At 65.6% G+C, this 12,657-nt stretch carries 17 protein-coding genes; 12 read left to right on the top strand and 5 right to left on the bottom strand.

The features are described 5' to 3' along the window. Positions 1 to 5: 5 nt before the first annotated feature. Entirely contained in the window at positions 6 to 1,928 is a 1,923-nt protein-coding gene (locus ACOZ4H_RS08350; protein WP_424328837.1) for a beta-CASP ribonuclease aCPSF1, read from the top strand. A gap of 88 nt (positions 1,929 to 2,016) precedes the next feature. On the opposite strand, the gene ACOZ4H_RS08345 is transcribed toward ACOZ4H_RS08350, so the two are convergent. From ACOZ4H_RS08345 to moaA, 3 genes are read right to left on the bottom strand one after another with little or no spacing between them, the layout of a single operon-like run. Beyond that, positions 2,017 to 3,030, bottom strand: a complete 1,014-nt coding sequence (locus tag ACOZ4H_RS08345) for a DHH family phosphoesterase (RefSeq protein WP_424328836.1) — start codon at positions 3,028 to 3,030, stop codon at positions 2,017 to 2,019. Between the two features lie 55 nt (positions 3,031 to 3,085). Then, positions 3,086 to 4,171, bottom strand: coding sequence for a putative sulfate/molybdate transporter (locus ACOZ4H_RS08340; protein WP_424328835.1), 1,086 nt, complete (start codon positions 4,169 to 4,171; stop codon positions 3,086 to 3,088). 51 nt (positions 4,172 to 4,222) lie between these two features. Then, positions 4,223 to 5,305 carry a GTP 3',8-cyclase MoaA gene (gene moaA, locus ACOZ4H_RS08335; RefSeq protein ID WP_424328834.1) on the bottom strand — a complete coding sequence of 361 codons (1,083 nt, stop codon included), beginning with the start codon at positions 5,303 to 5,305 and terminating at the stop codon, positions 4,223 to 4,225. A 109-nt stretch (positions 5,306 to 5,414) separates the two neighbouring features. On the opposite strand from moaA, the gene yqeC reads away from it, so the two are divergent. Then, the gene (gene yqeC, locus ACOZ4H_RS08330) at positions 5,415 to 6,134 is read left to right on the top strand and encodes a selenium cofactor biosynthesis protein YqeC (protein ID WP_424328833.1); all 720 of its coding nucleotides are present in this window, start codon (positions 5,415 to 5,417) and stop codon (positions 6,132 to 6,134) included. Positions 6,135 to 6,159: 25 nt separating this feature from the next. On the opposite strand, the gene ACOZ4H_RS08325 is transcribed toward yqeC, so the two are convergent. After that, complete coding sequence (locus ACOZ4H_RS08325) at positions 6,160 to 6,765, bottom strand: molybdenum cofactor guanylyltransferase (RefSeq protein WP_424328832.1); 606 nt, start codon at positions 6,763 to 6,765, stop codon at positions 6,160 to 6,162. An 86-nt stretch (positions 6,766 to 6,851) separates the two neighbouring features. Between ACOZ4H_RS08325 and ACOZ4H_RS08320 the strand changes: the two genes are divergently transcribed. The 7 genes from ACOZ4H_RS08320 (at position 6,852) to ACOZ4H_RS08290 (ending at position 10,622) form a co-directional block, all read left to right on the top strand. Beyond that, a complete protein-coding gene (locus tag ACOZ4H_RS08320) occupies positions 6,852 to 8,624 on the top strand; it encodes an aldehyde ferredoxin oxidoreductase family protein (protein WP_424328831.1) in 1,773 nt (590 codons plus the stop codon). Continuing rightward, complete coding sequence (locus ACOZ4H_RS08315; protein WP_424328830.1) at positions 8,621 to 9,400, top strand: DUF7124 domain-containing protein; 780 nt, start codon at positions 8,621 to 8,623, stop codon at positions 9,398 to 9,400. The genes ACOZ4H_RS08320 and ACOZ4H_RS08315 overlap by 4 nt, the downstream gene beginning before the upstream one ends. Positions 9,401 to 9,465: 65 nt before the next feature. Beyond that, positions 9,466 to 9,639, top strand: coding sequence for a hypothetical protein (locus ACOZ4H_RS08310; protein WP_424328829.1), 174 nt, complete (start codon positions 9,466 to 9,468; stop codon positions 9,637 to 9,639). Positions 9,640 to 9,698: 59 nt separating this feature from the next. Next, the gene (locus tag ACOZ4H_RS08305) at positions 9,699 to 9,965 is read left to right on the top strand and encodes a hypothetical protein (protein WP_424328828.1); all 267 of its coding nucleotides are present in this window, start codon (positions 9,699 to 9,701) and stop codon (positions 9,963 to 9,965) included. Continuing rightward, positions 9,962 to 10,105, top strand: a complete 144-nt coding sequence (locus ACOZ4H_RS08300; protein WP_424328827.1) for a hypothetical protein — start codon at positions 9,962 to 9,964, stop codon at positions 10,103 to 10,105. Before ACOZ4H_RS08305 ends, ACOZ4H_RS08300 begins: the two co-directional genes overlap by 4 nt. Then, a complete protein-coding gene (locus ACOZ4H_RS08295) occupies positions 10,102 to 10,446 on the top strand; it encodes a hypothetical protein (RefSeq protein WP_424328826.1) in 345 nt (114 codons plus the stop codon). Before ACOZ4H_RS08300 ends, ACOZ4H_RS08295 begins: the two co-directional genes overlap by 4 nt. A gap of 44 nt (positions 10,447 to 10,490) precedes the next feature. Continuing rightward, positions 10,491 to 10,622: a hypothetical protein gene (locus ACOZ4H_RS08290; RefSeq protein WP_424328825.1), complete on the top strand. Its 132-nt coding sequence runs from the start codon at positions 10,491 to 10,493 to the stop codon at positions 10,620 to 10,622. Positions 10,623 to 10,683: 61 nt separating this feature from the next. Here the strand turns inward: ACOZ4H_RS08290 and ACOZ4H_RS08285 are convergent, their stop codons facing one another. Then, positions 10,684 to 11,901, bottom strand: a complete 1,218-nt coding sequence (locus ACOZ4H_RS08285; protein WP_424328824.1) for a DUF7405 family protein — start codon at positions 11,899 to 11,901, stop codon at positions 10,684 to 10,686. Between the two features lie 97 nt (positions 11,902 to 11,998). Here ACOZ4H_RS08285 and ACOZ4H_RS08280 point away from each other — a divergent pair, with 97 nt between their 5' ends. Genes ACOZ4H_RS08280 through ACOZ4H_RS08270 form a run of 3 tightly spaced genes read left to right on the top strand, consistent with a single transcriptional unit; the run spans position 11,999 to position 12,649 of the window. Then, on the top strand, positions 11,999 to 12,148 hold the full coding sequence (locus ACOZ4H_RS08280) for a hypothetical protein (protein WP_424328823.1): 150 nt from the start codon (positions 11,999 to 12,001) through the stop codon (positions 12,146 to 12,148). Then, positions 12,148 to 12,423, top strand: coding sequence for a hypothetical protein (locus tag ACOZ4H_RS08275; protein ID WP_424328822.1), 276 nt, complete (start codon positions 12,148 to 12,150; stop codon positions 12,421 to 12,423). The genes ACOZ4H_RS08280 and ACOZ4H_RS08275 overlap by 1 nt, the downstream gene beginning before the upstream one ends. Then, entirely contained in the window at positions 12,416 to 12,649 is a 234-nt protein-coding gene (locus ACOZ4H_RS08270) for a hypothetical protein (RefSeq protein WP_424328821.1), read from the top strand. The genes ACOZ4H_RS08275 and ACOZ4H_RS08270 overlap by 8 nt, the downstream gene beginning before the upstream one ends. The last annotated feature ends 8 nt before the right edge of the window (positions 12,650 to 12,657 follow it).

Here is a 12,657-nt window from a genome sequence, read left to right as displayed (position 1 = left end):
AACTTATGAGTTCCGCAGACGAGACACTTGATCGAATCAAAGCACAGGTCGAAGAAGAGACACCGGACGACATCGAAATCGATTCCGTCGCTTTCGAGGGGCCGGAGCTGGTTATTTACACGCCGGACGCGCAGACGGTCGCCAACCGCGACGGGATCGTCAGAAACCTCGCACAGACGCTACGTAAACGAATCAACGTTCGCCCCACGCAGGAAGCCCTCGTGCCGCCGAACGAAGCGCGGGCTCGAATCACGCAGACGATTCCCGAAGACGCCGGCGTCCAGAACCTGGATTTCGACCGCCAGACCGGCGAAGTGTTCATCGAGGCCGAAAAGCCCGGCCGCGTCATCGGCCGCCATGGGGCGACCCTCGACGAAATATCCGCTTCCGTCGGTTGGACCCCCGAGGTCGTCCGGACGCCGCCGATGGAGTCCTCGACGGTCTCGAATGTCCGGAACTACCTCAAGCAGGAACGTGAGGAACGACGGGACATCCTCCAGCGCGTCGGTCGACAGATCAACCGTCCGACCACGAGTGACGAGGACTGGGTCCGACTCACGACGCTGGGCTGCTGTCGTGAGGTCGGGCGCGCCGCGTTCATCCTCTCGACGCCCGAGTCCCGAATCCTCATCGACTGCGGCGACAAGCCCGGCGCTGAGGGCGAGGTCCCGTATCTCCAGGCTCCAGAAGCGCTCGCCGCAGGGCCGAACTCCATCGATGCCGTCGTCCTGACACACGCCCACCTGGACCACTCCGCGCTCATTCCGATCCTGTTCAAATACGGCTACGACGGCCCGATTTACACGACCGCACCGACGCGGGACCTGATGGGCCTGCTCCAGCTGGACTACCTCGACGTGGCTTCGAAGGAAGGCCGCACCCCGCCCTACGAGAGCCAGCAGGTCCGTGACGCGCTGAAACACACGATTCCTCTAGAGTTCGGCAACGTCACCGACATCGCGCCCGATATCAAACTCACGATGCACAACGCCGGTCACATCCTGGGCTCGGCGGTGTGTCACTTCCATATCGGTGAGGGACGGTACAACGTCGCCTTCTCCGGTGACATTCACTACAAGGACACTCGGCTGCTCGACGGCGCTGTCAACGACTTCCCGCGGGTGGAGACGCTCGTGCTGGAGTCGACCTACGGCGGCAAGAACGACTACCAGACCGATCAGTCCGACTCCGAACGGGTCCTCAGAGATGTCATCAACGAGGCCTACGAGAACGACGGCAAAATCCTGATTCCGGCTTTCGCCGTGGGTCGGTCCCAGGAGCTCATGCTCGTCCTCGAAGAAGCGATGCGAAAGGGCGATATCCCGACGATGCCGGTGTATCTCGACGGGATGATTCGAGAGGCAACGGCCATCCACACCGCGTATCCGGAGTACCTCCGGGACGACCTCCGCCAGCGTATCCTGTACGAGGACGAGAACCCGTTCCTCGCCGAGCAGTTCGAGCAAGTCGACGGCGGCGACGAGATGCGACAGGACATCGCCGACGACGAGCCGGCCATCATTCTGACTACCTCCGGGATGGTCACCGGCGGCCCCGTGATGTCCTGGCTCCGACTGCTGGGCAGCGACCCGGACAGCACGATGGCCTTTGTCGGCTATCAGGCCGAGGGGACGCTCGGTCGCCAGATCCAGCGCGGCCAGGACGAGATTACCTTAGGCGATACGAGCGGGCCACGCGCCGAGCGGGTGAGCCTCAGGCTCAACGTGGAGACGGTCGATGGCTTCTCCGGCCACGCCGACCGACAGGGGCTGGAGTCGTTCGTCGAGACGATGCACCCGCGACCGGAGAAAATCCTCTGTGTCCACGGCGACGCGTCCACGACGAACCAGCTCTCCTCGGCGCTGTACCAGAAGTTCAACATGCGGACGCACAACCCGAAGAACCTGGAAACGTTCCGGCTGTCCTGAACGGCGGCTCATACCGTTAGCTGTACCTTCGTGAAGATAGTCGGCACCCGGGGTAGCAATATTCTCCACGGGATTACAGCCGACAGTATCAGTTCTCTTCGGAGAGATTCAACCCGGCGAACAGCCGCGCTGAAATCACCTGCTCGACGATATCGACGAGCACAGTGTCGTCGCTCGTGTAATCGGCGAAGATGCCGAGCGGCACCTCGCCGCCGGCCATCTCCCGATGCCCGCCCGCGCTCCCCACGTCATCCAGTGACTCACTCAGAACGTCACCGATGTTGACCCGGGAGTCCGTCGAGCGGGCGCTGAGCTGGATGGTGTCCTCGACGATGCCGAAGACGACGGCGGTCTCGACGCCCTCCAGGGTCGCCAGGTAGTCAGCCGCCTGCGGCAGGGCGTCCCGCTCCGGGGTCCGGCCGACGTGTGAGATCAACACCGACCCGCGGACAGTCCGGTTCTCGATTGCGTCCGCGATAGCGTCGACAGTTGCGCCGCTGATCGACGGCGAAGAGAGCTGTCGCAACAGGTCAGAATCGGCCGTTTCCGTCAGAAAGCCGGCAGCCTCGTACTCGTCCGGTGTCACGCCGCGCAGAAAGCCCAGCGTCTCTCGACGGATCGCGAACAGCAGCGCGGTCGCCAGCCGGTCGTCGAGTTCGATTTCGAGGTCCCGCAAGTACTCGGTCAGTATCGTCGCCGTCGCCCCGATCTCCACCCGGTGGTCGACGAACCGAGCGCTGATATCCTCGGCGGGATGATGGTCGATGACGATGTCGACCGAGACGTCTTCGGGGACCCGGTTGTTCGACCCCGGAATCGAGTGGTCGACGAAGGCGAGCAGTTCCGAGGATTCTCGGTCAGTCACGTCGGCCGCGTCAAACTCCTGGATGTCCATCTCGAGCAGATTGACGAACGAACGGTTCTGCTGATGTGAGATCTCGCCGCTGTAGAGGATTCGTCGCTCGTCGATGCCGACGGCGGCCGCGATGCGACCGAGCGCGAGCGCGCTGGCCAGACAGTCGGGGTCGGGGTTGTTGTGACAGACGATGGTGAGTGACTCCGCCTCTCCGAGCAGGTTTTCGAGTTCCGTTGCGGGGCGCATCTATCAGTCGACGCTTCGGGCTCCTGATACAAGCGTGTGGGGGCCAGCCGCTGAGTCACAACCGGGCGCGAAGTTGCTGGACGAGGACGCCGAGGACGAACGCGAGGCCGAGGTTGACGAGCACGCCGAGGACACCGATTGCCGCGACGACCGCCAGGTCGTCCGTTTTGGAAACGCCGGTCCAGCCCAGTTGGAGCGCGATCAGTACCAGAATGACCCCGAGCAGCGCCGTCGGATAGGCCGCGATGACGCCGACGGCGAGGAACGCAGTCAGCACGTAGCCCGCGCCGAGTATCAGGTTCGCGCCGGGCGTTCTGGCCCCGAAGGCGTACTTCCCGGCGACGCCGCCGCTCCCGTGACACATCGGGAACGCGCCGAACGGGACCGCGGCGAGGTTCATCAGCCCCATGCTGTTCGAGAGCTGGTCCGCGGACACGTCCCGGTCGAAGTAGTCCGCGAGCAGGACCGACGTGGCGAGGGCGGCGTTACCGACCGTGACCGCGACTTGGGCGAGAACCGCCTCCGCGGTCTGCACCGATAGCGTCATCGTCGGGAGCATGAACATGGCATCGACAGCAGGGACGGTCGGTGTCGGAACTCCGGTCTCTGCGAGGGCAATACCAGCACCCAGGACGAAGACGGCGAAGGCGCTCTGGCCGCTGTGGCCCAGAAATGCGAGGACGGCCACCACGCCGACGGCGACGGCCACGAGTCTCGGATCGCTGAGCCCGAGGTCAACGCCCGTCTCCAGCAGGACCAGCGCGACGCCGAGTTGTACCCCACGAACGACGGTGTCGTCGACGTACTGATTGACCGTTTCGAGTGACCGCGTGGTTCCGAGCGCGAGCAGGATGCCGGCCAACAGGAGCCCTGCGACGACGAGCTCGCCGGTGGAGATGGTCCCGGCGATGACCAGCGCGGCGAAAGCCTTCATCGGCTCGATGGAGATGGGAACGCCGTAGTACAGCCCCCAGACGACCTGAAAAACCCCGAACCAGACGAGCATGACCGGGAGCGAGAGCTCCGTCAGCACGGCGACAGCCACGACGACCGGGAGCACCGTCGCCGAGTCCCCGACCGCACCGGTCAGTTCGTTCCACGACAGCGAAACCGTCGTCTGATCGCGGAACGGGAAACTCATCCTGGGCGGTTTTCACGATGGAACAGTAAGAGCGTTTGCCCGGGGCGGCCGCTACTCGGAGTACTCGTAGGGCGCACGGTCCCCGTCGGTGTCGATGTACTCCTCGTTGATCTCCCACTCGCCGTCCTCGGTTTCGACCATGTACTCGCCGTAGTAGGGGACGCGGGTGTCGACCGTCTCGCGGAACGCGGCGCGCATCGACTCCTTCGTGGTGCCGATGTCCCGCAGGTCGTCGTTGCGGTTCAGACAGCCCTTGAGATAGCCGTCGTGGGTGAGGCGCACGCGGTGGCAGTTCGCACAGAAGTTCTCGTTGCCGACGGGGTCGACGATCTCGACCATGCCGCTGTTGCGGTTGTTGACCGGCTCCGTCCGCATGCCGCCGTCAGACGCGGCCAGCGAGGTGGTGGTGCCGCTCCCTTCGACCGCCGCCTCGTTGCTGTGTATCCAGTAGCGCTTGCGGTCGTGCATCTCGCGGTGTTCGACCTTGTCGGCGCGGTCCTCGAGCCAGTCGTGAACCCGGTCGATGTCGATGGCCCACTCCGGGTGACCGGCCAGTTCCGGCATGTACTCGATGAGCTGGAGCTGGAGGCCGGGGTTGTCGGCGACGTGGTCGACCATCTTCGGGACGTAGCCCGCGGTCGGCTCGAACACGACCATGTTGAGCTTCACCGGCGCGAGGCCGGCGTCCAGCGCCGCTTCGACGCCTTCGAGGACGCGGTCGTAGGCCCCGCTCTGTGTCAGTTCGGCGAAGGCCTCGCTGTCGAGAGCGTCCTGTGAGACGTTGACCCGCTCAAGGCCAGCGTCGACGAGGTCCGGGGCGCGGCCGGGGAGGAAGGTGCCGTTCGTCGTCATCGACACCTCCATCTCGTCGGGAGCCCGCCGAACGATCTCCTCGAGGTCCTCTCGGAGCATCGGCTCCCCGCCCGTGAACTTCACCGAGTCGACGCCGAACTCGGCGGCGACTTCGAGGAAGGCCACGATGGTATCGGCGGTGAGTTCGTCGTCCTGTGCCTCCATCGGGCCCCGTGTGTCTCCCAGCCCCTCGTTGTGACAGTAGACGCAGTCGAAGTTACACCGGTCGGTCAGGGAGACGCGGACACCGGACACCTCGCGACCGAAGTCGTCTTCGAGCATTTCCTTGCTAACTATTCACAGCACAACCCCTTAAATGACGTGACTGGTCCGGTTCTGTCATCGTACACACCAGGGTAACGGTTAATCCGATCACCGCCGTGCAGTGGGTATGGACATCGTCGACGCGTTAGACGCGAAGCACGGGACCATCTGTTTCGTCGGCGCTGGGGGGAAGAAGACGACGATGGCAACGCTCGCAGCGCGACTGGACCACGCAGTCGTCACGGCGACGGTCCGGATTCCGATTTTCGACGGGTGGGTCGCGGAGGTTGTCGTGACGGAGAGTCCGCGGACAGCTATCGACGGTGCGACCACATGGCCGCTGGGCGTCGTGCCGGCACAGGAGCGGCCGGACCGCTACCGCGGCTACGACCCGGCAACCGTCGCCGACCTGGCCGATATCGATCACCCGATTCTGGTGAAAGCCGACGGCGCGCGGATGCGGGAGTTCAAAGCACCGAGCGACCGCGAACCACAGCTACCCCCGACGGCATCGACGGTCGTTCCCATCGCCAGCGCGCACGTCATCGGCGAACCCCTGACCGACGACATCGTTCACCGAGTCGACGAAGTGGCCGCGATTACCGGGCTCGACCCCGGCGACGTGATTCACCCGCAAGATGTCGCCGCGGTTCTCGCCAGCGACCGGGGCGGGCTGAAAGACGTGCCAGCCGACGCGACCGCGATTCCGCTGCTCAACATGGTCGACGACGCGGGGCTCGAAACGAGCGCGCGGGCCGTCGCCGAGGCGATTCACGACCGGGCCGATGTCCCCCGCGTCGTCCTCGCCGAGATGCGAGCTGACGACCCGCTGGTGGCAGTCGTCTGAGAACGGCCGGCCGCAACGCGCGCCCTCAGAGCCGCTCGACAGCGGCCTCGAACTCCTCCCGAGTGTTGAGGTTCTCGAAAGTCGCAGGCGTGGTGTGTTCGAGGATCTCCTCGCGCTCGACGACGACGTAATCGAGGTCGAACAGCGGCTCGACGATTTTGTGCTCGCCGCGCTCCAGCGCTCGCCGACAGGCGTCGCGCATCGCGTCCGCGTGATACACCGCCTGTGTCGTCTGGAACCACTCGTCCGGGCGCGGGACCGCGGCCTCGTGGGACTCGGCCCGCTCGAACAGGTAGCCGACGAACGTCGGGTCGACGAAGGGCATGTCGCACGCGACCACGGCGGCGTACTCGCTCTCGACGGCTCCCAACCCGGTCGCGATCCCCGCCATCGGCCCCTGGTCGGGGTCTTCATCGAGCGCGAACCTCGGATCGAGCGTGTGGTCCGACAGCGCCGCGCTGATGGCCTCGACCTGGTCTTCCCGGCAGTTCACGACGAGTTCGTCGACGACCTGTCCCAGTCGGTCGGCGACGCGGCGAATCATCGGCGTCCCCGCGAGGTCGGCGACGGCCTTGTCGCTGTCCCCGAACCGCGTCGACCGGCCGCCCGCGACGATGGCTCCTGCGCGCATACCCCGACTTCTCACGTCTGGGGGAAAGGTGCTTCGTGCATGATTGATGTGGGTAATCCTTTAGTCGACAGACGGCAGAGTGAGAGGTGATGACAGTAGCCAACCGGGACCGGATACTACGCGTCGACCTGTCGTCGGCGTCAGTCGAGAGTCATCCAGTTCCGGAGCGGTGGCGTCGGCAGTTCGTGGGCGGCAAGGGGCTCGGCGCTCGGTACCTGTACGACGAACTCGACGCCGGCACCGACCCGTTAGGCCCCGAGAACGTCCTGCTGTTCATGCTCGGCCCGGTCTCCGGGCTGCTCCCCGGCGAGACGCGCTACGCGGCGGTCACGAAGTCGCCGCTGACCGGCGGCTTCCTCGACTCCTACGCGGGCGGGACGTTCCCGGACACGCTGGCCGGCGCGCTGCAGGACCACGTCGGGATTCTGGTCACCGGGCGCGCCTCGGAGCCAGTCAAACTCGTCGTCGAGGACGACGGTGCGGCGGTCGAGTCCGCCGAAACGTGGGGCGAGGATACGGCCGAAACTGACGCGGCATTCCCCGACGCTGCGGTGGCGTGTATCGGGCCGGCGGGCGAGCAAGGCGTCGCGTTCGCGACCATCGCTTCCGACGGCGGCGAACACCACGCCGGCCGGGGCGGTGCCGGGGCCGTGATGGGTGCAAAACGATTGAAAGCAGTCGTCGTCCGCGGCGACCCGCCGACGGATCTCGCGGAGCTACGGGAACAGTACGCAAAGCGGTACCGCGAGGGCGACACCGGACAGTGGCTCCACGCCAGCGGCACCGTTGAAACGGTCGACTTCGCCAACGAGGTCGGTGCGCTCTCGACGCGCGGCTGGGAAGACGGCCAGTTCGAGGGGGCCGACGGCGTCGGCATCGAGGCCGTGCAGGAACTCGCCGCGGGTCGGGAGTACGACGATGAGGGCAGTCCCGGCGGCTTCCGCGTCGAGACTGAGGACGGCGAGACCGTGCCCCGCGGGGCGACGGCGATGAGCCTCGGGGCCGGGCTCGGCATCGACGACTTCGACGCCGTGGCGGCACTGGGCGAGACGTGCAACCGGCTGGGGCTTGACCTCATCAGCGCCGGGAGCGCCGTCGCGTGGGCGATCAAAGCCGGCGATTCCGACCTGCTCGACGAATCGCTCGATTACGGGAGTCCCGACGACGCGCGGGCGCTCCTACAAGAAATCGTTGAACGGGAGACGACGCTCGGGGACGCCCTGGCTGACGGGGTCGACGCGGCCTCGGCCCGCCTGGGCGGGGACGACCTCCTGCCGACGGTCAAGGCCATGGAACTGCCCGCGTACGACCCCCGCGGCGCACGGAGCATGGCGCTGGCGTACGCGACCAGCGACCGCGGGGCCTGTCACCGGCGGGCGCTCCCCATCGAGCGGGAAGCCTTCGACGGCGACTGGAGCCCCGAGCGGGCGGCCGCGGCCGTCATCCGCGAACAGGACCAGCGGTCGGTGCTGTGGTGTCTCGTCGTCGATGACTTCGTCGGCGACGCCTTCGAAGACCTCGGCGCGGAGTGGCTCGACGCCGTCGGTCTGGACACGGACGGCGACCTCGCGACGGTCGGCGAGCGGGTCTGGACGCTCACGCGCCTGTTCAACGTCCGCGAGGGCGTCTCGCGGGCCGACGACGAACTCCCGGCGAAGCTGCAGGAACCGCTCGATTCGGGCCCGAACGCGGGCGCGGCAATCGATACCGAGTCGTTCGACGCGATGCTCGACGAGTACTACAGCCAGCGCGGCTGGGACGCTGACGGCCGGCCCACCCCCGAGACAATCGAGCGACTCGGCCTCGCTGATGCTGTCGACAGATCGACGCTACCAGCGGACACGACACTCGGAGAATGACAGACGAAATCGACCTCGACGAACTCGACGTACAGGACGACGAAGAAATGCCGAACCGAGGCGACTGGTTCTGGAGCGGCGAGGGCGACCCCGAAGACGAACCGGACCCCGGGACCGTGTCGGTGCGGCCCGACAGCGACGCCGAGGCTGAGAGCCCCGACGCGGCCACGAGTACGAGTACTGATGCGGACGCTGGTGTCGAGGGGAGCGGAGGGGATACCGCCAGCGCGGGCCCCGGGAGCCAGGCGGTCCCCCACGTCCCGCGTGAGAACAAGGACAAGCCGGTCGGTATCCCGACGGACAGCGGCGGCGCGGGCGGCGCAGCCGCGACCGACACTGACCCGGCTTCGAACGTCGCCGAGGACCCAGCCGCTGGCGCGGAGTCCGTCGAAGCGAGCGGTCCCCACGGCGGGGGCATCGACGACATGACTATGGCCGTGACTTACGACGCGGCCCGGCAGTTCGCCGACCCGCAACTGGTGTTCCGAGAGGCGCGGGCGTGGGCCGACTGGGTCGGTATCGTCGGCGACGTCGACGCCTTCGTCATCAACAAGTTCCAGCGCGACCACGGCATCGACGCCGACTTCTTCAGCGGCGCGGGCCAGGAACCGGCCGAGAGACTCGCCGACATCGACGAACATTCGATGTTCTACGCCGAGCGGATGGTCCTCGTGGGCCGTCCAGACGATGAGCCGATTGCCGACCGGACAGGCTGGGAGTTCATCCCGCTCGCCGACGCCGCCGAGAAGGCGGAGTGGGACCTCGCGACGGAGTGAGTGCGACAGGCCGCTGAGTGCCCTCGCCCTCAATGGTTATGTGCCCCGTCAGAGCAACAGGAGGCATGAACGAATCCGCCCGGGCGCGACTGATCGGCGGTGCGATGGTTCTCGTCGGCCTCGTTCAGGTGATACTCGGGACCAGACAGGGCGATACGATCTTTGCTGGTCTCGGCGGAGCGTACGCCCTCATCGGGATCGCATACCTCTATGCCCACGGTCGCGAGACTTCACAGTGACCGATGCACAACGCCGTATGTTTATAACACTTGATGGCCAATGTCATACACGAACGACAATGACACTCCGAACCGCGGTCCAACAGTCGAAGATACTCACGTTCGTGGTACTGGGTGCCTTCGTCTGGCTGTTACTGACACTGTTCGAAGTACTGTCGACTATCGACTTCACGACCGGAACGGCCACGTTCGTCGGTCAGAACGCGCTGGGTGGCATTGCCGGAGTGCTCGTGTTGACCATCGTTCTCGGGGCGCTCGTGGTCCTGTACTCCGAGATTACCGAGGCTGACCCGGCCCCACGCTCGTGGCCCCCGTCTGAAGAATGACGTACTACAGTTGCGAGGAGTGCGGCCAGATGATAGACCTCTCGGCATTCGAGGGGCAGCCGCGCCGACAGGACTGTCCGGTGTGTGAGGAGACGACGCTGTGGACGCCCGAGTTCGATGGGGAGGGGGTGTCGTTTTGACACTTGCCTTCGAGGTGAGCGACCGCCTGTACGAGGCCGCCCAGGAGTGGGCTGACCGGCGGTTAGAGGACATCGACGAGGCGATGGAGACCAAGGTCGAGCAGGCGCTGCTGGAGATCGAACACCTCGTCTCACAGTCCCACGACGTGGAGTTCGAGGTCGACGGCCGCGAAATCCGCTACGAACCGACCGAGGAACTGGCTGCGTTGCTCAGTCGGCAGGCCGAGGGGAGCGGAATCGACGAGAGCGCGGTCCTGAAGATGCACGTCGACCTCTACGCCAACGCGTTCCTCGACGAAGTCACGGACGAGCAGAAACCGCCGGGGACGCCGTCGGAGTGACGGCACCAAAACTTAAGCCCGGCCACTACGACAGGTGACATACAATGGCACACGAAGAAAGTGAGTGGAAGCCGAAGGGTGCGACAGAGACGTTCAACGGCTTCGAGGTCTGGGACCACGGCGTCTGGCCGGGTGACGTGAACCAGAACGACACGACAATAGACGACGAGGAGTGAACCGCTGCCGGCGTCCGGTCTCACGCCGCTTTTACCATCGCAGTCAACCGACGAGTGACTGCTACGGGGCCGGGAAGGCTCGCTTGTCACGCGGCGGGACGTAGAAGTTCGAGCGCGACGCGACCTCGATGAACTCCAGCAGGCCGTTGTTCTGCCGGTCCCGGAGGTCATCGTGTTCCTCCCGGAGCCACCAGCCGTTCATCGCGTCCCGGACTTCTTCGAAGTCCCGCGGGCGTTCCTGTAGCGAGAGGAAGTGGATCCCGGCCTGGCCGCCGTCGACCGTGTTGAAATCCCGTCGGAGGATAATCGGCTCCCCGTCCTTGCGGGCACGGGCGACCTTCTCGAAGTGGCCGACCTCCCCGTCGGTGCTCGCGTGTTCGCGAACCATGTCGGCGAAGGGGAGGTCACCCCTATCGATGTCTTCCGGTGAGAACTCCGCCGAGAACAGTCGCTTGACGCGGTCGGACTGGGCGAGTTCCCACCACGTGTCGAAGGCCTCGTTGATTCGCGAGAGGTGTATCGTCGTCCCGCCGGCGTACGGGCCGTCTTCGATGGTGACGCGGTCCTCGCTGGCCTGCGTGCCGGACCGACCGGCGAAAAAGCCCGAGAACATATAGGACTCCTCGGGGATGTCGGCGGGGACGCCCTCCGCGTCAGCGTGGGCCGCCGGGAGCCCCTCGCCGATGAAGCCGCCGCGGCGGTCTGCGACGGAGAATACGTCGCCGAGTCGACCCTGAATCTCCGCGTCCGCGAGCGTGGGCCGCGTGTCGAACATCGCCGACTCGGCGGCCGCGAGGTTCGAGGGAACGTCGCTTGCGAGGACGAGCATCGCGTCGAAGGCCTGCAGGTCGGGATCGTCCGTCCGGGAGAGGACCCGCGGGCTGCGTATCGGGGACGAATCGAGCGACCCGTAGGTTTCGAAGTAGCTCGTCCCCCAGCCGAGCATGTGCAGGAGTCCCTCGCTGTTGAACTCGTAGGCGTCTTCCAGCGTTCGCATCGCTAGCTCGACAGTCTCCGCGGCCGCATCCGACGGAGAGGTGTCGAGGTCGAGCATAAACAGACGGAAATGACGCGGCAACAGGTCGTTGCCGGCGGCGTCGTTCCGGAGGCGCTCGTTCCATGCGTGTTGTCGTATCGGGAGTTCGTCGGCCCGCGGGTTCGGGTCGAGGTCACCCGTCGGTGACTCCGCTTGCCTGGCCAGCAGGGATGAACAGCCGCTGAGACCGGCCGTTCCGGTCAACGCGGAGAGTCGAAGCAGCAGCCCACGGCGCGAAGTCATGTTACGTTATCACAAGGGTAGGGCTACGCGGAGAAAAACTTTGTCTCAGGAAAACAGGTCATAACGGTTTTTTACTCGTCAGTCCGTATCCCTGCCCATGCTAAATATCCTCATGCATACAGACTCGGGGCTGGACCTCCCGTTTCCACCCGACATGGGCGCAGCAGTCCTCGGTGTCGGGCTGGTCGTCCTCGTCGTCATCACGTACGACATCTACCAGCAGCACTGGGCCGGGGAGGAAAGCTGATGGCGACCGAACAGTCAACATCGCGAATCGAGGCCGCGACGGTGCTCGGGTACCTCCGGATGCTGGTCTACACCCTCGCCACGCTCCTGGCGCTGTCCCTGCTTGTCGTCGGGACAATCGGCCTCATCGCCGAACTCAAAGGGAGTTGGCACTGGGCGATTCACCTCGAATCGACTATCAGCTACATCGGCCTGTTCGTCAGCCGGCTGCTGGTCGTTCTCATCCCGCTGTTCCTGGTCCTCGTCGTCGGTCGGCGGGTGGTTCCCGATGCGTGAGCGACTGCGTGCGAACCCCTTCGGCGTCGTCGCGGCGGCGTCGGTCACGCTCCTCTGCGTGCTGGTCGCGGGTGCGGGAGCGGTCGCGGTCATCGCACAGTCGGTCAACACCTGGCGGTCGCTCTTTCTCATGGAACAGGCGATGGCGTTCCTCCTGCCCGCGGTGAAGGTCCTGATGGTCGTCGGGCTCGTCGCCAGCATGGGACTCGTGCTCCGAACTCGGTAGCCGCCCTG

Origin of the sequence: Haloarcula amylolytica (genome assembly GCF_049705545.1) — an archaeon.
Lineage (GTDB): Archaea > Halobacteriota > Halobacteria > Halobacteriales > Haloarculaceae > Haloarcula > Haloarcula amylolytica_B.
Note: the sequence above shows the minus strand (reverse complement) of the source record. Positions and strands in the feature narration are given on the sequence as shown.